The organism is Vibrio sp. YMD68 (assembly GCF_029958905.1).
Classification (GTDB): Bacteria; Pseudomonadota; Gammaproteobacteria; order Enterobacterales; family Vibrionaceae; genus Vibrio.
The window spans coordinates 3,328,513-3,345,673 of sequence record NZ_CP124614.1 but is presented as its reverse complement, the minus strand read 5'-3'; the positions used below and the strand labels follow the sequence as shown (position 1 = coordinate 3,345,673).

The following is a 17,161-nucleotide window of genomic DNA, read 5'->3' as shown; positions in this document are numbered from 1 at the left end:
GTGCCCCCACTCGAAAGATTAATCGGAAAAGACTGGCGATTTTACCTGTTGATAACCCAGATCACCAGCGATTGATCGACGATCCAGTGAATAAGATCGAAGTTATTCACAATATTTACGCTCAAAACCGCCGGATCAACACATCTTGCCCTTTATTTACCCACATTTTGATCCACATTGTGGATGAATTAGAGGGATCTCATTATTGGTGATAACTCTGTGAATTAAATTCAAATGATCGATCATTCTGCGAAGGTATTTTGCTAACTTAGACCACTTTCCTCTATTTTATCGCACTTAGTTATTTCTCTAATCTAAAGCCGGACAGTAGTATCTCGTCCTACATAAATATGGAGTTGTATTATGAAAAACTGGATTAAGACTGCTATTGCCGTTTTTGCACTATCTACAGCCACGGTTCAAGCCGCGACTGACGTTAAAGTTGGCATGTCTGGGCGTTACTTCCCATTCACTTTTGTCCAACAAGATGAATTACAAGGATTTGAAGTCGATCTTTGGAATGAAATAGGCAAACGTAACGACTACAACGTTGAATACGTTACTGCAAACTTTTCTGGTTTGTTTGGCCTACTTGAAACAGGTCGAATTGATACGATTTCAAATCAGATCACCATGACAGAAGCACGTCAGGCAAAATATTTGTTTGCAGACCCATATGTGGTTGATGGCGCACAAATTACCGTACGTAAAGGCAACGATGCTATTCAAGGTATTGAAGACCTAGAAGGTAAAACGGTAGCGGTAAACCTAGGTTCTAACTTTGAACAACTGCTTCGTAACTACGATACCGACAACAAAATCACCATCAAAACCTACGATACGGGTATTGAGCATGATGTCGCACTAGGCCGTGCCGATGCTTTTGTCATGGATCGTCTATCTGCGCTTGAATTGATTAAAAAGACAGGGCTTCCTCTTCAACTTGCAGGTCAGCCATTTGAAACGATTCAAAACGCTTGGCCGTTTGTGGATAACGCTCAGGGACAAAAGCTACAAGGCGAAGTAAACCAAGCTTTATCTGCCATGCGCGAAGATGGCACTCTAGCCGAAATATCGAAAAAATGGTTTGGCGCTGATATTACCAAATAGCCCTAAAACGTTTATTCTATAAAAAGGTGGGACATGAGGTTCCGCCTTTTCTTGTCTATAGAGCACGATAATTTCAGTTTAATGAAACACAGCTTACATAACCACTGTCTATAATAGGGTCACTTCATGGGTTTTGATTTCAACTATATGCTTGAGCTATTACCAGTCCTGCTCAGGTATCTTGGCACAACGATGGAAATGGCCATATGGGGATTATTTTTCTCACTAGCGCTTGCGGTTATTCTCGCCAATATTCGCGTATTTAAAGTGCCTGTACTCGATCAGTTAAGCCAGCTGTACATTAGCTTTTTCCGTGGCACACCACTTTTGGTTCAACTTTTCCTCCTTTATTACGGATTGCCGCAGATTTTTCCAATCATGGTGGGTATCGACGCTTTTAGTGCGGCCGTTATTGGTTTAACGTTGCACTTTGCCGCTTATATGGCAGAGAGTATTCGTGCGGCCATCATTGGGGTTGATCGTAGCCAAATGGAAGCGAGCCTGTCTGTTGGAATGACTTCCACACAAGCGATGCGACGGATTATTTTGCCGCAAGCCACCCGAATCGCACTGCCTTCTCTCATGAACTACTTTATCGATATGATTAAGTCGACCTCGCTCGCTTTCACATTAGGGGTTACAGAAGTCATGGCAATCGCTCAAATGGAGGCGTCGTCAAGCTTTCGGTTTTTTGAAGCTTTCCTCGCGGTCGCCCTTATCTATTGGGCAGTGGTTCTAGTATTAACGCGTGTACAAATTTTTGCGGAAGAGAAGTTAAATAAGGCTTACCAACGATGATTAAATTAAACAACATCCACAAGCACTTTGGGGAGACCGAAGTGCTAAAAGGAATTGACCTTGACATAAAACAAGGCGAGATCATTGTTATCATTGGTTCTAGCGGCACAGGGAAATCCACACTGCTTCGATGCGTCAACTTCTTAGAGCAAGCCGATAAAGGAACCATCACGATAGATGATGTCTCTGTGAATGCAGAATCCCACAGCAAAGCAGAAATATTAGCGCTGAGAAGAAAAACAGGCTTTGTCTTCCAAAACTATGCTCTGTTTTCTCACATGACAGCAAGACAAAATATTGCAGAAGGGCTTATTACCGTCAGAGGATGGAAAAAAGATCAGGCTTTAGCCAAGGCTCAGCAAATTTTAGATGACATCGGTTTGAGTGAAAAAGGCGACAGTTATCCCGCCGCTCTTTCTGGTGGCCAGCAGCAACGTGTCGGCATTGGCCGAGCCATGGCGCTACAGCCAGAACTGTTGCTATTTGATGAGCCTACCTCTGCGCTTGATCCAGAATGGGTTGGCGAAGTTCTTAATTTAATGAAGCAGTTAGCAACAAAACATCAAACGATGCTGGTTGTGACACACGAGATGCAGTTTGCAAAAGAAGTCGCTGACAGAGTGATCTTCATGGCAAACGGACATATTGTTGAGCAAGGTTCTCCACAGGATATTTTCGATAATCCACAGGATCCTCAACTCAGAAAGTTCCTTAATCAAGTCGGTCTTGATTAAAGATCTAACGCAGTGAACTAAAGATCCTTGAGATTTTATTTACACTACGTATAATCGGCCGACCGGAATTTAGGTAAACCCAATCATTGACTCTTTTTGTGACAGTGATTACAATTCCGCCTCTTTGTTGAGAGGCGTCGGTCGTTCTTTCTACTTATAGAGAGATACATTGTGCCCACGCCGGGTTAACAAGAACCTAAAACTACTGATCAGTAAAGGTATTTAAAATGAAACGCACTTTTCAACCTACAGTTCTAAAGCGCAAGCGTACTCACGGCTTCCGTGCACGCATGGCGACTAAGAACGGTCGTGCAACAATCAATGCACGTCGTGCTAAAGGCCGTAAGCGTCTTTCTAAGTAATCTTTGATTATTTTGAATAAGCTAGCCTTCTGTCGGGAGTTACGTTTGTTAACTCCCGAACACTATCAAAACGTTTTCCAGCAAGCTCATCGTGCTGGTTCTCCCCATTTCACCATCATTGCTCGTAATAATTCACTTTCTCATCCTCGTCTAGGTTTGGCCGTTCCAAAAAAGCAAATCAAAACTGCGGTTGGAAGAAATCGTTTTAAACGTCTCGCCCGTGAAAGCTTTCGTCACAGTCAACATCAACTTCCTAACAAAGATTTTGTTGTCATCGCTAAAAAGAGCGCGCAAGATTTAAGCAATGAAGAAATATTCAAGCTGTTTGACAAATTATGGCTTCGCCTGTCTCGCCCTTCGCGTGGATAGCGCTAATACCCATCTATTTTTATAGATGGTTTATTAGTCCACTCATCGGCCCACGCTGCCGATTTACTCCAACCTGCTCTTTATATGCGATAGAAGCGTTGAAAGCTCACGGTTTTGTAAAAGGGTGTTGGTTATCAGGCAAACGTCTATTAAAATGCCACCCTATGAATGAAGGGGGTTTTGACCCCGTTCCACCAGTCCAAAAACAAGACAGAGATTAATAACGATGGATTCTCAACGTAATATCCTGCTAATTGCTTTGGCTTTGGTTTCTTTTTTACTATACCAACAATGGCAAGTAGCAAAGGCTCCAGCTCCACAAGCAGTTGAACAGGCACAATCTAACGGCTCACTACCGGCACCATCTTTTGCTGATGACCTCGATCCAGCTCCTGGTCAATCGTCTGCGTCAGCACAAACAATTACAGTGACTACGGATGTCCTGACTCTGTCTATCGACACGGTTGGTGGTGATGTTATTGCTGCGGACTTAAATCAATACGACGAAGAGTATGATTCTGAAGAGTCGTTTGTTTTACTGAGAAATACTCAAGGGCATCAATTTATTGCGCAAAGTGGTTTAGTCGGTCCTCAAGGCATCGATTTAAGCAGCTCAAATCGTCCTAACTACCAAGTATCAGCAGACAGCTTTACTTTGGCTGATGGCCAAGATGAACTGCGCATTCCAATGACGTTCCAAGCGAACGGTATTGATTACATTAAAACGTTTATTCTTAAGCGCGGCAGTTATGCCATTGATGTGACTTTTGATATTGCTAACAACTCTGGCAACAATGCCACTGTTGGTATGTACGCTCACTTACGTCAAACCGTCCTAGATGACGGTGGTAGCTTAACAATGCCAACTTATCGTGGCGGTGCGTACTCAACTGAAGATACTCGCTATAAAAAGTACAGCTTTAGTGATATGCAAGACCGCAACCTATCGATCAACCTACCTAACGGTCAAGGTTGGGCGGCGATGATTCAGCACTACTTTGCAACGGCGTGGATTCCTCGTGATGAACCAGGTACTAGCTTATACACTCGTGTGATTGGTAACCTGGCTGATATTGGTGTTCGTATGCCAAACAAAACCATTGCTACAGGTGAAAGTACACAGTTTGAAAGTACGCTATGGGTAGGTCCAAAACTTCAAGATCAAATGGCAGAAGTTGCACCAAGCTTAGACCTCGTTGTGGATTACGGTTGGTTATGGTTCATTGCTAAACCACTTCATACATTGCTTTCGTTCATACAAGGTCTGGTTGTGAACTGGGGTCTGGCAATCATCTGTCTAACCTTCATTGTTCGTGGTGCTATGTACCCACTGACAAAAGCTCAGTACACATCAATGGCAAAAATGCGCATGCTTCAACCTAAGTTGACAGCGATGCGTGAGCGTATTGGCGACGACCGCCAGCGTATGAGCCAAGAAATGATGGAATTGTATAAGAAAGAGAAAGTAAACCCACTGGGTGGCTGTTTACCTATCATCTTACAAATGCCAATCTTCATTTCACTGTATTGGGCCCTGATGGAATCGGTTGAATTACGTCACTCGCCATTCTTTGGTTGGATTAATGACTTATCAGCACAAGACCCTTACTACATTTTGCCACTTCTGATGGGTGCTTCAATGTTCCTTATTCAGAAAATGAGCCCAACGACTGTAACGGATCCAATGCAGCAGAAGATCATGACCTTTATGCCGGTTATGTTTACTTTCTTCTTCTTGTTCTTCCCTTCAGGTCTGGTTCTTTACTGGCTAGTATCGAACATCGTAACCCTTATCCAGCAAACGTTAATTTATCGTGCACTGGAAAAGAAAGGCTTACATTCTAAGTAAGACTTAATATAGAAAGAAAGGCGACCAAAAGGTCGCCTTTTTGTTTTGCGCTGATTACAATTGCGTTAATGACTATCAATTTCATCGAACAAGCGATTTGGCAAAATTATGACTACAGAGACGATTGTTGCTCAAGCAACAGCACCGGGCCGAGGCGGTGTTGGGATTATTCGTGTTTCAGGGCCTCTTGCAACACAGGTCGCCCTAGAGGTAACCGGAAAAGCGCTAAAGCCACGTTACGCTGAGTATCTTGCTTTTAAAGCAGAGAATGGCGCAGAGCTCGACCAAGGTATTGCCCTGTTTTTCCCAAATCCTCACTCCTTTACAGGTGAAGATGTTCTTGAACTGCAAGGTCACGGTGGCCCCGTTGTGATGGATATGCTTATCAAACGGATATTGTTGATCCCTGGAGTGCGCGCAGCAAAACCTGGAGAATTTTCAGAACGTGCATTTTTGAATGACAAAATGGACTTAACGCAAGCTGAGGCGATAGCAGACCTCATCGACGCCAGTTCTGAAGAAGCTGCTAAATCGGCATTACAATCCCTTCAAGGTGAATTTTCAAACCGTATCAATACCTTAGTGGATTCTTTGATCCATTTACGTATCTATGTCGAAGCGGCCATCGATTTCCCAGAAGAAGAAATAGATTTTCTGGCCGACGGAAAAGTCTCCGCAGACCTACAAACCATCATTGATAATCTTGAAGCGGTACGTAAAGAAGCCAATCAAGGTGCACTCATGCGCGAAGGCATGAAAGTCGTGATAGCAGGTCGACCTAACGCCGGAAAATCCAGCTTACTGAATGCTCTTTCGGGCAAAGAAAGCGCGATTGTGACTGAAATCGCCGGCACAACCCGTGATGTACTTCGCGAACACATTCATCTTGATGGTATGCCGCTGCACATCATCGACACTGCGGGGTTGCGAGATGCCTCTGACGAGGTTGAAAAAATTGGTATAGAGCGCGCTTGGGATGAAATAAAACAGGCCGACCGCGTGCTATTCATGGTCGATGGAACAACAACAGACGCCACCGATCCTTCGGAAATTTGGCCTGACTTTGTCGATAAGCTTCCAAAAGATCTTGGTATAACGGTGATTCGAAACAAAGCCGATCAAACACAAGAAGATCTTGGGATTTGTCACGTCAATTCACCGACCTTGATCCGCCTATCAGCCAAAACAGGTCAAGGCGTTGATGCGCTGCGTACACACCTAAAAGAATGCATGGGATTCTCTGGCGGCCATGAAGGCGGCTTCATGGCTCGTAGGCGTCATTTAGAGGCTCTTAACCATGCCGCGCAGCACTTGAATATCGGCCAGCAGCAGCTTGAAGGGTACATGGCTGGTGAAATATTGGCTGAGGAGTTAAGGCTGACACAGCAATATCTCAATGAAATCACCGGGGAATTTAGCTCTGATGATTTGCTCGGACAGATTTTCTCTTCATTTTGTATCGGGAAATAACAGTTTAGGCAAATAATGGCTTGGGTAAACAAGCGCCTACATAGTACTTAACAAGGAAAAGAGTCAATGATTCATATAATTACAGGCAGTACATTAGGTGGTACTGAGTATGTAGGAGACCACATCAGTGATCACCTAACAGCAAATGGAATAGAGGTGACGGTTCACAATCAGCCTTCTTTAGAGGCGATACCTGCATCCGGAACTTGGCTGATAGTGACCTCAACACATGGTGCGGGTGACTATCCAGACAATATTCAACCTTTTATTCACGCGCTACAATCCACTCCACCAAAGATGGTTGATGTTCGCTACTCCGTCATTGCGATCGGGGATTCAAGCTATGATACCTTCTGCAATGCTGGCAAACATGCCGATGAATTACTGGCTGATATAGGTGCTACTCGCTTATCAAATTGCTTATTAATTGATGTTCTCAATACGCCAGTTCCTGAAGATGAAGTGGATATTTGGCTCTCTTTACATCAAGATCAGCTCAAATAAACAAGATAAAATGAAGAAAAGTGACCATGGTGGTCACTTTTTTTTGCTTCTAATCTGATCTGTGCATAACTTAATAAAGAAAAAAACAGACTGTTCGAACAAAAAACAGCCAATACATCTGTGGATAAATCATAGGATATACCGTTATGATCCTATAGTTATCCCAATAACAACTTTATAGTCTCCCTACCCCTGTGTATAAGCCCCACTTTTGATCCCAACTAATCCTCGTGTTGATCAAGGTTAGATCACAAGAATTGATCCATAAAAACCGCATGATCTTGTTGATTATTTTTAACTTATCCACAGAAAATGGCTTCCTTAATAATAGATCTAGTAAAAGATCTCTATAAAGATCTTATATATATTAAGAGATCGATTAAAAATGAAAAATCGATAATTTCGTTTTTCTATTCCATTAAAAAAGGTAGAATGTCGCTCTTTTATCTCTCCATAATTTCGCTTGGTTACTTAAGGTTTACACATGCTTTATCATGAAAAATTTGATGTCATCGTTGTTGGTGGTGGTCATGCTGGAACAGAAGCTGCCCTAGCCGCAGCACGTACTGGACAAAACACACTTCTGCTAACACACAACATTGATACCTTAGGAGCAATGTCATGTAATCCTGCGATCGGTGGCATTGGCAAAGGGCATTTAGTCAAAGAAGTTGATGCGATGGGTGGCTTAATGGCCAAAGCGATTGATCATGCGGGTATACAATTTAGAACTCTGAACGCATCAAAAGGCCCAGCAGTTCGAGCTACGCGAGCGCAAGCCGATCGTCTGTTGTATAAATCTTATGTTCGCCATGCTTTAGAAAATACTAAAAACCTGACCCTGTTTCAGCAATCTGTTGATGATCTTATTGTCGAAAATGATCAGGTTACCGGTGTAGTGACTCAAATGGGGCTTAAATTCCACGCCCAGTCCGTTGTATTGACTGTTGGGACATTTCTTGGTGGAAAGCTACACATTGGTATGGAAAACTTTTCAGGAGGCCGTGCAGGTGATCCTCCATCGATCGCCCTTGCGGATCGTCTTCGTGAGCTTCCACTTCGAGTTGATCGATTAAAAACAGGAACACCGCCAAGAATTGATGCACGCAGTGTCGATTTTTCTGAGCTTGAAGTTCAACATGGTGATAACCCAACGCCTGTTTTTTCTTTCATGGGGAACCATAGCCAGCAACCTGCGCAAATTCCGTGTTTTATTACACACACCAATGAAAAAACACACGACGTTATCCGAGCGAACCTTGATCGTAGCCCTATGTATGCTGGGGTTATTGAAGGTATTGGCCCTCGCTATTGCCCTTCTATCGAAGATAAAGTCATGCGATTTGCCGATAAAGAAAGCCACCAAATCTTTATCGAGCCTGAAGGATTAACAACCCATGAACTCTACCCTAATGGTATCTCCACCAGCTTACCTTTTGACGTTCAAATTCAAATAGTACGTTCTATGAAAGGGTTTGAAAACGCTCATATTGTTCGCCCTGGTTATGCCATCGAATATGACTTTTTTGATCCAAGAGATCTCAAACAAACTTACGAAAACAAGTTTATTAAAGGTTTGTTCTTTGCCGGGCAAATTAATGGCACGACTGGCTATGAAGAAGCCGCAGCACAAGGTTTGATGGCTGGACTCAACGCGAGTTTATACAGTCAAGGTAAAGATGGTTGGAGCCCGCGTCGAGATCAAGCATACATGGGCGTTCTTATCGATGATCTTTCCACCATGGGAACCAAAGAACCTTATCGTATGTTTACGTCTCGTGCTGAATATCGATTGTTGCTCCGTGAAGACAACGCTGATTTACGCTTGACTGAAAAAGCGCGAGAACTTGGTTTGGTTGATGATCAACGCTGGGCTCGATTTAATCAAAAAGTAGAAACGATCGAAAAAGAACGTCAACGACTAAAAGATCAGTGGATCAACCCTAAATCGGAAGGTGTTGAAGCACTGAATGAATTATTGAAGAGTCCGATCTCTAGAGAAGCCAGTGGTGAAGATCTATTGCGTAGACCAGAGATCACTTACGCACAGCTGACAAAGCTCGATCATTTTTCTCCCGCGTTAGAAGATCAACAATCTTCAGAGCAAGTTGAGATACAGGTTAAGTACGAAGGTTATATTCAGCGTCAGCAAGACGAGATTGATAAATCTTTACGTCATGAGCACACCAAAATTCCAGCGGATTTTGATTACAGCGAAGTCAAAGGTTTGTCTAATGAAGTGATGCTTAAGCTGACCAATGCAAAACCGGAATCGGTAGGCATTGCTTCACGCATATCGGGCATCACCCCTGCCGCTATTTCAATTATATTGGTTTACCTCAAGAAAAAAGGCCTGCTAAAAAAAGGGATTGATTCATAATGAGCGACTTAAAAGCAAGGCTTGAACAACTGGTTAGCCAAACGAATATCCAAGTGTCATCCGATCAAGCAGACCAGCTTATTGGGTATGTTGAAATGCTCAATAAGTGGAATAAAGCGTATAACTTGACATCGGTTCGCAATCCTTCTGAAATGATCGTTAAACATATCCTTGATAGCATCGTTGTTAGTGAGCACTTACAAGGCACTCGCTTTATCGATGTTGGCACGGGCCCAGGCCTTCCTGGTGTACCATTAGCCATCATGAATCCAGAAAAAGAGTTCTATTTGCTCGACAGTCTCGGCAAGCGCATCCGTTTTATTAAGCAGGTTTGTCATGAGCTTGGGATTAAAAATGTGACGACAGTCCAAAGTCGAGTAGAAGAGTTCCAAACGGAAGACAAATTTGATGGCGTTCTTAGCCGTGCATTTGCTTCAATGTCCGATATGGTAGAATGGTGCCATCACCTACCTAAATCTGATTCTGGGGTTTTCCTAGCGCTAAAAGGTCAATTGCAGAAAGATGAAGTCGAGCAACTACCACAATGGTGTTCTGTGAACAGCGTCAAATCTTTGAACGTTCCCGAATTGGAAGGTGAGCGTCATCTTGTAATCTTATCTCGGAAGGGATAACAGCGAGGCAGACCGTGGGTAAAATCGTAGCAATAGCCAACCAGAAAGGTGGCGTAGGAAAAACAACGACATGCATTAACTTAGCGGCGTCTATGGCAGCCACTAAGCGTAAAGTATTGGTTATCGATCTTGATCCCCAAGGCAATGCCACGATGGCGAGTGGCGTTGATAAATATCAGGTTGAAGCGACCTCTTATGAGCTGCTTGTTGAAGATGTTCCGTTTCATGATGTTGTGTGCACGAAAACCTCAGGTCACTATGATTTGATAGCCGCAAATGGAGATGTAACCGCTGCAGAAATCAAATTGATGGAAGTCTTTGCCAGAGAAGTTCGCCTAAAAAACGCATTGGCTTCGGTTCGTGATAACTATGATTTCATCTTTATAGATTGCCCTCCATCGTTAAACCTTCTTACAATCAATGCTATGGCTGCAGCAGATTCTGTTCTGGTTCCTATGCAGTGTGAATATTTTGCTCTAGAAGGTCTTACGGCGTTGATGGATACGATAAGTAAGCTTGCTGCTGTCGTGAATGAAAATCTAAAAATTGAAGGGTTATTGCGAACCATGTATGACCCAAGAAACCGACTTTCTAATGAAGTTTCCGATCAGTTGAAGAAGCACTTCGGTACGAAGGTGTATCGTACGGTTATCCCTCGAAATGTCCGTTTAGCCGAAGCGCCAAGCCACGGTAAACCGGCGATGTATTACGACAAGTATTCAGCAGGCGCAAAAGCGTATTTGGCCCTTGCCGGTGAGATGCTTCGTCGAGAAGAAATCCCAGCGTAAAAATATTTCAAAAAGGAACTAGCTGTCATGTCTAAACGTGGTTTAGGAAAAGGGCTGGACGCGTTGCTTGCGACCAGTTCATTAGCACGAGAAAAACAGCACGTTGCTTCTCATAGCCAAGCTTTATCTGCTGATGGTCAGTTGATGGAACTGAATATTAATCAACTCAAGCCTGGTGTCTATCAGCCTCGTAAAGACATGGCTCCCGAGGCATTAGAAGAGTTGGCAGCATCGATTCAATCACAGGGCATAATTCAGCCGATTGTGGTTCGCCAAATTGACAATGAACAGTTTGAGATCATTGCAGGTGAAAGACGCTGGCGTGCGGCACGTCAAGCTGGGTTAAAACGTGTACCGTGCTTGAACAAGAAAGTGGAAGATCGTGCAGCTATCGCGATGGCATTGATCGAAAATATTCAGCGAGAAGATCTTAATGCGATTGAAGAAGCGGAAGCGTTAGAACGTCTTCAAGATGAATTCTCACTTACACATCAACAAGTTGCTGAAGTGATCGGTAAATCGAGAACCACAGTAAGTAACCTTTTACGCTTGAATCAACTCAGCACTGGTGTCAAACAGTTAGTTGCCGAAAAACGACTTGAAATGGGCCATGCTCGCGCCCTGTTAATTCTGGATGGTGAGAAGCAACTTTCTGTTGCGCAAGAGGTGGCAAAGAAGCAATTAACCGTCCGTCAGACAGAAGCGTTAGTGAAGCGTTTAATCTCTAACGCTGACCAACCGGAAGTCGCGACGATGGCGTTATCAGAGGAGACCCAAACTCAGTTAGCGTCGCTTTCTGAGCAGTTTGAATCTAAGGTCGACGTGGCGGTTGGCAAGAGTGGAACGGGCAAAGTTCAGATCCGCTTTGATAATCCTGAACACTTACACAAAATCTTACATTTGTTAGCTAACGGCGACAGTACATCGTAGCGCATCCTAGCTCACATAATAGAATTCAAGTTAGTTGAGAAGAGAGAGTAACTATTGTTTTTTACTCTCTACTCTATATACTTTTTAAGCTTTTTTTGCTGACTGAGATTTTTCTTTGTTCTCGATCAGTAAATAACACGAAAACAGGTGCTTTTGATGTTTATTTCAAACCTAAGCGAAAAAGGGAAAGTAGCTTTTAAAGTAGTCCATTTCCAGCTTTTGTTCGTCATTCTTATCGGAGGCTTAACATATATGCAGTGTGGAGACGAGGCAGCCCGCTTTATTTTAAAAGGCGGAATGATCGCGGTTCTAGGTAACTACATATATGCTCTGTTTGCCTTCATCCCTAGACCTGACGCCGATGGTTCTGTACTACTTGGCTTCATATTTATCGGATGGGCTTTAAAACTGGTGGTAACCATCATTTTGTTTATATTGGTTTTTTCTTTAACGGAGTTCCTACGTCCAGGGGCTTTCTTTACGGGTTATAAACTGACTTTACTGATGTTTTGGTTTGCCCCTATTTTATTTTTTTCAAGAAATGGGATTAACCATGGCTGATACTCCGCAGGAATATATTCAGCACCACCTCACTAACGCTAAAGTTTGTGTTGTTGATGGCAACATTGCCACGAACTATGGCTGTGCAGAAGCTGGATTCTGGACCCTACACTGGGACACGTTATTGGTCTCAGCTATTCTGGGTACGCTATTTTTGTGGTTGTTCTATCGGGTTGGAAAAAACGCAACCACAGGCACCCCTGGCAAATTGCAATGCTTCGTCGAAATGGTCGTTGAACAGGTCGATGAGATTGTAAAAGGTGCTTTTTATGGACGTGATAAGTTAGTCGCACCGTTAGCATTAACTCTTTTCTGTTGGATTCTATTAATGAATACGATGGATTTGATCCCGGTCGACTTTATCCCTCAACTAATGCACTTAGCTGGATTTGAATATTTCAAAGTAGTCCCTACGGTCGACTTGAATACCACTCTAGCGATGGCAATAGGCGTTCTTATACTTACCGTGGTTTACATGATTAAGTACAAGGGCTTCAAGGGATTTGTGAAGGAATTTACGCTGCACCCGATTAATAATAAAGCGTTAATACCTTTTAACTTGGTCCTGGAAACGGTCTCATTATTTGCAAAACCAGTCTCACTGTCACTTCGTTTATACGGAAACATGTACTCAGGTGAACTTATCTTCATCTTGATTGCTGTCACGTATACAGCGGGTGCCGTCTTAGGTGGGCTTGGTGTTATTGCACATATTATTTGGGCTATTTTCCACATTTTGGTTATCGTGCTACAGGCCTTTATCTTTACGATGTTGACGATTGTTTATCTCAGCATGGCAAGTAACGATTCACACTAGAATAAAAAATTTACTTATTTATAAATGATAGGTTTAGCCTATCTCAATATTTCATTTCGGAGATTATTATGGAAATTTATTTCGTTGTAGCTTTACTACTAGGTATGTGTGCAATCGCGACTGGCTTCGGCTTCGCAATTCTAGGCGGTAAGTTCCTTGAGTCTGTTGCTCGTCAACCAGAGATGGCTCCAGTGCTACAAACAAATATGTTCATTCTTGCAGGTCTACTTGATGCTGTTCCAATGATCGGTGTTGGTATCTCTATGTACATGCTGTTCGCATTGTAAGAAACCCTTTTTCTTATTTACTCTACGTCGTTTCGTGAACACGAAACATTAAAAGAATAAAGGAGGGTCATTGTGAATATCAATGCAACTCTGCTAGGTCAAGCAATAGCATTCATTTTGTTTGTTTGGTTCTGCATGAAGTATGTGTGGCCACCATTGATCGCAGCAATTGAAGAGCGTCAGAAAAAAATCTCTGAAGGTTTGGAGTCTGCTGAGCGTGCTGATAAAGCGTTACAACTCGCGCAGCACAATGCAGCAGACCAGCTAAAAGACGCTAAGCAGGAAGCGCTTGGAATTATTGAGTCAGCAAATAAACGTAAAGCTCAAATTCTGGACGAAGCTCGTCAAGAAGCGATACAAGAGCGTGATAGTGTACTTGCTCAAGGTAAAGCTGAATTAGAAGCTGAAACCTCACGCGCTCGTAACGAACTTCAAAAAGACGTTGCTACTCTAGCTATTCTTGGTGCTGAGAAAATCATCGAACGTTCGATTGATCCCGCTGCTCATCAAGACATACTTGATAGTATTTCTGCGAAGCTATAAAGGAGGGCGTCGGTATGTCTGGTTTGACAACTATTGCTCGTCCTTATGCTAAGGCTGCATTTGGCTATGCAAGTGATAATGGCACGATTGACCAATGGTCAAGTATGTTGGAGCTTGCTAAAACCGTTTCTTTAGCTCCCGAGCTACAAAAAGCGGCGTTACGCCTGCAGCCTGAACAATTGATGCAATTGTATTTCGATATAGCGGGTGAGTACTTTGATGAGCCTTTACAGAATTTCTTAAAGGTCATTATCGAGAATCGTCGTATTTCAGCGTTAAGTGATATCTATCAGCAATACCAGCTGCTTTTATCTGAGTCGTTAAATGTGAAAGAAGTAACAATTACGACCTCATTTGAATTAAGTGAAGCGCAACTAGCTGAGCTAGTTAAGTCGCTTGAAAAACACTTTGATTGCGGTGTAAAGGTCAACTGTTTAGTTGATAGTAGTCTGATAGGTGGTGCGGTGATTAGAACTGGTGATACAGTACTAGACAACTCACTCGTTAGTCGTATTAATCGTCTTAAAGACGTTATTAAGTCTTAACTTAGGGGAATTTGAGCAATGCAACTTAATTCCACGGAAATTAGCGAGCTGATCAGACAGCGTATTGAAAAATTCAATGTCGTATCTGAAGCTCGCAATGAAGGTACTATCGTTTCTGTAAGCGATGGTATTCTTAGCATTCACGGTCTGGATGACGTGATGCAAGGTGAAATGATTGAACTTCCAGGTGGCCTTTTCGCTTTAGCACTTAACTTGAACCGTGATTCAGTTGGTGCTGTAGTAATGGGTCCTTACACGAGTCTTCGTGAAGGCATGAAAGTGACAGGTACTGGCCGTATCCTTGAGGTACCAGTAGGTCCAGAAATGCTTGGCCGTGTAGTTAATACACTGGGCGCGCCGATCGATGGTAAAGGTCCTATTGACGCTAAGCTGTCTTCTCCTATTGAAGTGATTGCACCGGGTGTAATCGATCGTAAGTCAGTCGATCAGCCAGTTCAAACTGGTTACAAATCAGTAGATGCAATGATTCCAATCGGCCGTGGTCAGCGTGAGCTAATCATCGGTGACCGCCAAACTGGTAAAACAGCAATGGCGATCGATGCAATCATCAACCAGAAAGATTCTGGTATTTACTCTGTCTACGTTGCTATTGGTCAGAAAGCGTCAACTATCGCAAACGTGGTACGTAAGCTTGAAGAGCACGGTGCATTAGCAAACACGATTGTGGTTGTGGCATCCGCTTCTGAGTCAGCAGCACTGCAATATCTAGCGCCTTACGCTGGTTGTGCGATGGGTGAATACTTCCGTGACCGCGGCGAAGATGCTTTGATCGTTTATGATGATCTGTCTAAGCAAGCTGTAGCGTACCGTCAGATTTCATTGCTACTAAAACGTCCACCGGGTCGTGAAGCATTCCCTGGTGATGTTTTCTACCTTCACTCTCGTCTACTTGAGCGCGCTGCTCGTGTTAGCGAACACTACGTAGAAACATTTACTAACGGTGAAGTGAAAGGTAAAACTGGTTCTTTAACCGCGCTACCAATCATCGAAACACAAGCTGGTGACGTATCTGCATTCGTACCGACTAACGTAATTTCGATTACTGATGGTCAGATTTTCCTACAGTCAGAACTGTTTAACGCGGGTGTTCGCCCTGCGGTAGATCCAGGTATTTCGGTATCTCGTGTAGGTGGTTCTGCACAAACGAAAATCATTAAGAAGCTTTCTGGTGGTATCCGTACCGCTCTAGCACAGTACCGTGAACTTGCCGCTTTTGCTCAGTTCTCATCAGATCTTGATGAAGCGACGAAGAAGCAGCTAGACCATGGTCAGAAAGTAACTGAATTGATGAAGCAGAAACAGTACGCTCCTATGTCTGTATTTGATCAAGCTCTTTCTATTTACTCTGCTGAACGCGGATATTTAGAAGATGTAGAGTTGAACAAAATTCTAGATTTCGAAGCTGCTTTACTATCGTATGCTCACGCTCAGTATTCTGAATTGGCTACTGAGATCAACAAGTCGGGTGCTTATGACAAAGAAATCGAAGCTCAACTGAAAAAGTTAGTTGATGATTTCAAAGCAACCCAAACTTGGTAATTACAACCTAGTTTTGTAGTTAACGGAGAGTAACGATGGCCAATTCAAAAGAAATTCGTAGCAAGATTGGTAGTGTTAAAAGCACTCAGAAAATCACGAAAGCAATGGAAATGGTTGCCGCTTCTAAAATGCGTCGCACTCAAGACGCAATGGAAGGACCACGTCCATATGCTGAAATTATACGTAAGGTCATTGGTCATATAGCCCACGGTACTTTGGAATATAAACATCCATATCTACTGGAACGTGAGGCTAAGCGTGTTGGGTATATTGTAATCTCATCTGATCGCGGTTTGTGTGGCGGCTTGAACATTAATATGTTCAAGCAAGCCGTTATCCAAATGAACGATTGGTCTGAGAAAGGGGTTGATGTAGAGCTGGCCGTTATTGGTTCAAAAGCAACGTCTTATTTCAATAGCATTGGTGCAAACATTGTGGCGCAGACGTCAGGACTCGGAGACACTCCTACTCTTGATGATATTATCGGCCCTATCAACGTCATGTTACAAAAGTATCAAGACGGCGAGATTGACCGTTTGCATTTGGTGTTCAATGAGTTTGTTAACTCAATGACCCAACAACCAAAAATTGATCAATTAATACCTTTGCCTAAATCATTCGCTGATGAAGAACAGTTCAAGCATGCTTGGAGCTATATGTTCGAATCGGATCAGAAGGTGCTTCTGAATACCTTAATGGCTCGTTATATCGAGTCTCAAGTTTATCAAGGTGTTGTAGAGAACTTAGCGTGTGAAATGGCTGCTCGTATGGTTGCTATGAAAGCAGCATCAGACAATGCTGGCGATTTGATCGAAGAGTTAGAGCTTGTGTACAACAAAGCCCGTCAAACGGCGATAACACAAGAGCTATCTGAAATCGTATCAGGTGCAGCAGCAGTTTAATTTAGGTAAAACAAATTTAG

The 17,161-nt window shown here is 43.1% G+C and carries 20 protein-coding genes; all 20 read left to right on the top strand.

From position 1 onward, the window contains the following. The first annotated feature begins 363 nt into the window (after window positions 1-363). A complete protein-coding gene (locus tag QF117_RS21440; protein ID WP_017034364.1) occupies window positions 364-1,110 on the top strand; it encodes an amino acid ABC transporter substrate-binding protein in 747 nt (248 codons plus the stop codon). A gap of 126 nt (window positions 1,111-1,236) precedes the next feature. Continuing rightward, window positions 1,237-1,908 carry an amino acid ABC transporter permease gene (locus tag QF117_RS21435; RefSeq protein WP_017034365.1) on the top strand — a complete coding sequence of 224 codons (672 nt, stop codon included), beginning with the start codon at window positions 1,237-1,239 and terminating at the stop codon, window positions 1,906-1,908. Next, window positions 1,905-2,642 (top strand): amino acid ABC transporter ATP-binding protein, encoded by a 738-nt coding sequence (locus tag QF117_RS21430; protein ID WP_282388178.1) that lies wholly within the window; start codon window positions 1,905-1,907, stop codon window positions 2,640-2,642. Before QF117_RS21435 ends, QF117_RS21430 begins: the two co-directional genes overlap by 4 nt. Window positions 2,643-2,869: 227 nt before the next feature. Then, a complete protein-coding gene (rpmH, locus tag QF117_RS21425) occupies window positions 2,870-3,004 on the top strand; it encodes a 50S ribosomal protein L34 (protein ID WP_004735800.1) in 135 nt (44 codons plus the stop codon). Between the two features lie 45 nt (window positions 3,005-3,049). After that, entirely contained in the window at window positions 3,050-3,373 is a 324-nt protein-coding gene (gene rnpA / locus QF117_RS21420) for a ribonuclease P protein component (protein ID WP_282388114.1), read from the top strand. Continuing rightward, on the top strand, window positions 3,340-3,594 hold the full coding sequence (gene yidD / locus QF117_RS21415; RefSeq protein ID WP_083188625.1) for a membrane protein insertion efficiency factor YidD: 255 nt from the start codon (window positions 3,340-3,342) through the stop codon (window positions 3,592-3,594). Before rnpA ends, yidD begins: the two co-directional genes overlap by 34 nt. A 5-nt stretch (window positions 3,595-3,599) precedes the next feature. Then, entirely contained in the window at window positions 3,600-5,222 is a 1,623-nt protein-coding gene (yidC, locus tag QF117_RS21410) for a membrane protein insertase YidC (protein WP_282388113.1), read from the top strand. Between the two features lie 108 nt (window positions 5,223-5,330). Beyond that, complete coding sequence (gene mnmE / locus QF117_RS21405) at window positions 5,331-6,692, top strand: tRNA uridine-5-carboxymethylaminomethyl(34) synthesis GTPase MnmE (RefSeq protein ID WP_282388112.1); 1,362 nt, start codon at window positions 5,331-5,333, stop codon at window positions 6,690-6,692. Between the two features lie 66 nt (window positions 6,693-6,758). After that, window positions 6,759-7,196, top strand: a complete 438-nt coding sequence (gene mioC / locus QF117_RS21400) for an FMN-binding protein MioC (RefSeq protein WP_282388111.1) — start codon at window positions 6,759-6,761, stop codon at window positions 7,194-7,196. 484 nt (window positions 7,197-7,680) lie between these two features. Beyond that, window positions 7,681-9,576 (top strand): tRNA uridine-5-carboxymethylaminomethyl(34) synthesis enzyme MnmG, encoded by a 1,896-nt coding sequence (gene mnmG, locus QF117_RS21395; RefSeq protein WP_282388110.1) that lies wholly within the window; start codon window positions 7,681-7,683, stop codon window positions 9,574-9,576. Then, on the top strand, window positions 9,576-10,208 hold the full coding sequence (gene rsmG / locus QF117_RS21390; protein WP_282388109.1) for a 16S rRNA (guanine(527)-N(7))-methyltransferase RsmG: 633 nt from the start codon (window positions 9,576-9,578) through the stop codon (window positions 10,206-10,208). Before mnmG ends, rsmG begins: the two co-directional genes overlap by 1 nt. A 14-nt stretch (window positions 10,209-10,222) precedes the next feature. Beyond that, window positions 10,223-10,996, top strand: coding sequence for a ParA family protein (locus QF117_RS21385; RefSeq protein ID WP_017034373.1), 774 nt, complete (start codon window positions 10,223-10,225; stop codon window positions 10,994-10,996). Between the two features lie 27 nt (window positions 10,997-11,023). Next, window positions 11,024-11,926: a ParB/RepB/Spo0J family partition protein gene (locus tag QF117_RS21380; protein WP_282388108.1), complete on the top strand. Its 903-nt coding sequence runs from the start codon at window positions 11,024-11,026 to the stop codon at window positions 11,924-11,926. 156 nt (window positions 11,927-12,082) lie between these two features. After that, window positions 12,083-12,487: an ATP synthase subunit I gene (locus QF117_RS21375; protein WP_282388107.1), complete on the top strand. Its 405-nt coding sequence runs from the start codon at window positions 12,083-12,085 to the stop codon at window positions 12,485-12,487. Beyond that, the gene (gene atpB, locus QF117_RS21370; protein WP_017034376.1) at window positions 12,480-13,304 is read left to right on the top strand and encodes a F0F1 ATP synthase subunit A; all 825 of its coding nucleotides are present in this window, start codon (window positions 12,480-12,482) and stop codon (window positions 13,302-13,304) included. Before QF117_RS21375 ends, atpB begins: the two co-directional genes overlap by 8 nt. A gap of 68 nt (window positions 13,305-13,372) precedes the next feature. After that, window positions 13,373-13,591, top strand: a complete 219-nt coding sequence (atpE, locus tag QF117_RS21365; protein ID WP_017034377.1) for a F0F1 ATP synthase subunit C — start codon at window positions 13,373-13,375, stop codon at window positions 13,589-13,591. Between the two features lie 72 nt (window positions 13,592-13,663). After that, the gene (gene atpF / locus QF117_RS21360; protein ID WP_017034378.1) at window positions 13,664-14,134 is read left to right on the top strand and encodes a F0F1 ATP synthase subunit B; all 471 of its coding nucleotides are present in this window, start codon (window positions 13,664-13,666) and stop codon (window positions 14,132-14,134) included. Window positions 14,135-14,148: 14 nt separating this feature from the next. After that, complete coding sequence (locus QF117_RS21355) at window positions 14,149-14,679, top strand: F0F1 ATP synthase subunit delta (protein ID WP_282388106.1); 531 nt, start codon at window positions 14,149-14,151, stop codon at window positions 14,677-14,679. An 18-nt stretch (window positions 14,680-14,697) separates the two neighbouring features. Then, window positions 14,698-16,239, top strand: coding sequence for a F0F1 ATP synthase subunit alpha (gene atpA, locus QF117_RS21350; RefSeq protein WP_282388105.1), 1,542 nt, complete (start codon window positions 14,698-14,700; stop codon window positions 16,237-16,239). A gap of 35 nt (window positions 16,240-16,274) precedes the next feature. Next, a complete protein-coding gene (gene atpG / locus QF117_RS21345; protein ID WP_282388104.1) occupies window positions 16,275-17,141 on the top strand; it encodes a F0F1 ATP synthase subunit gamma in 867 nt (288 codons plus the stop codon). Window positions 17,142-17,161: the final 20 nt, after the last annotated feature.

Excerpts from the sequence above, each read along its gene's own strand:
- QF117_RS21380 (WP_282388108.1), top strand. The coding sequence starts at position 11,024 with ATGTCTAAACGTGGTTTAGGAAAAGGGCTGGACGCGTTGCTTGCGACC.
- mnmE (WP_282388112.1), top strand. The coding sequence starts at position 5,331 with ATGACTACAGAGACGATTGTTGCTCAAGCAACAGCACCGGGCCGAGGC.
- mnmG (WP_282388110.1), top strand. The coding sequence starts at position 7,681 with ATGCTTTATCATGAAAAATTTGATGTCATCGTTGTTGGTGGTGGTCAT.
- atpG (WP_282388104.1), top strand. The coding sequence starts at position 16,275 with ATGGCCAATTCAAAAGAAATTCGTAGCAAGATTGGTAGTGTTAAAAGC.
- QF117_RS21355 (WP_282388106.1), top strand. The coding sequence starts at position 14,149 with ATGTCTGGTTTGACAACTATTGCTCGTCCTTATGCTAAGGCTGCATTT.
- rsmG (WP_282388109.1), top strand. The coding sequence starts at position 9,576 with ATGAGCGACTTAAAAGCAAGGCTTGAACAACTGGTTAGCCAAACGAAT.
- rpmH (WP_004735800.1), top strand. The coding sequence starts at position 2,870 with ATGAAACGCACTTTTCAACCTACAGTTCTAAAGCGCAAGCGTACTCAC.
- atpE (WP_017034377.1), top strand. The coding sequence starts at position 13,373 with ATGGAAATTTATTTCGTTGTAGCTTTACTACTAGGTATGTGTGCAATC.
- QF117_RS21375 (WP_282388107.1), top strand. The coding sequence starts at position 12,083 with ATGTTTATTTCAAACCTAAGCGAAAAAGGGAAAGTAGCTTTTAAAGTA.
- mioC (WP_282388111.1), top strand. The coding sequence starts at position 6,759 with ATGATTCATATAATTACAGGCAGTACATTAGGTGGTACTGAGTATGTA.
- yidC (WP_282388113.1), top strand. The coding sequence starts at position 3,600 with ATGGATTCTCAACGTAATATCCTGCTAATTGCTTTGGCTTTGGTTTCT.
- atpA (WP_282388105.1), top strand. The coding sequence starts at position 14,698 with ATGCAACTTAATTCCACGGAAATTAGCGAGCTGATCAGACAGCGTATT.
- yidD (WP_083188625.1), top strand. The coding sequence starts at position 3,340 with ATGGCTTCGCCTGTCTCGCCCTTCGCGTGGATAGCGCTAATACCCATC.
- atpB (WP_017034376.1), top strand. The coding sequence starts at position 12,480 with ATGGCTGATACTCCGCAGGAATATATTCAGCACCACCTCACTAACGCT.
- QF117_RS21440 (WP_017034364.1), top strand. The coding sequence starts at position 364 with ATGAAAAACTGGATTAAGACTGCTATTGCCGTTTTTGCACTATCTACA.
- QF117_RS21435 (WP_017034365.1), top strand. The coding sequence starts at position 1,237 with ATGGGTTTTGATTTCAACTATATGCTTGAGCTATTACCAGTCCTGCTC.
- QF117_RS21430 (WP_282388178.1), top strand. The coding sequence starts at position 1,905 with ATGATTAAATTAAACAACATCCACAAGCACTTTGGGGAGACCGAAGTG.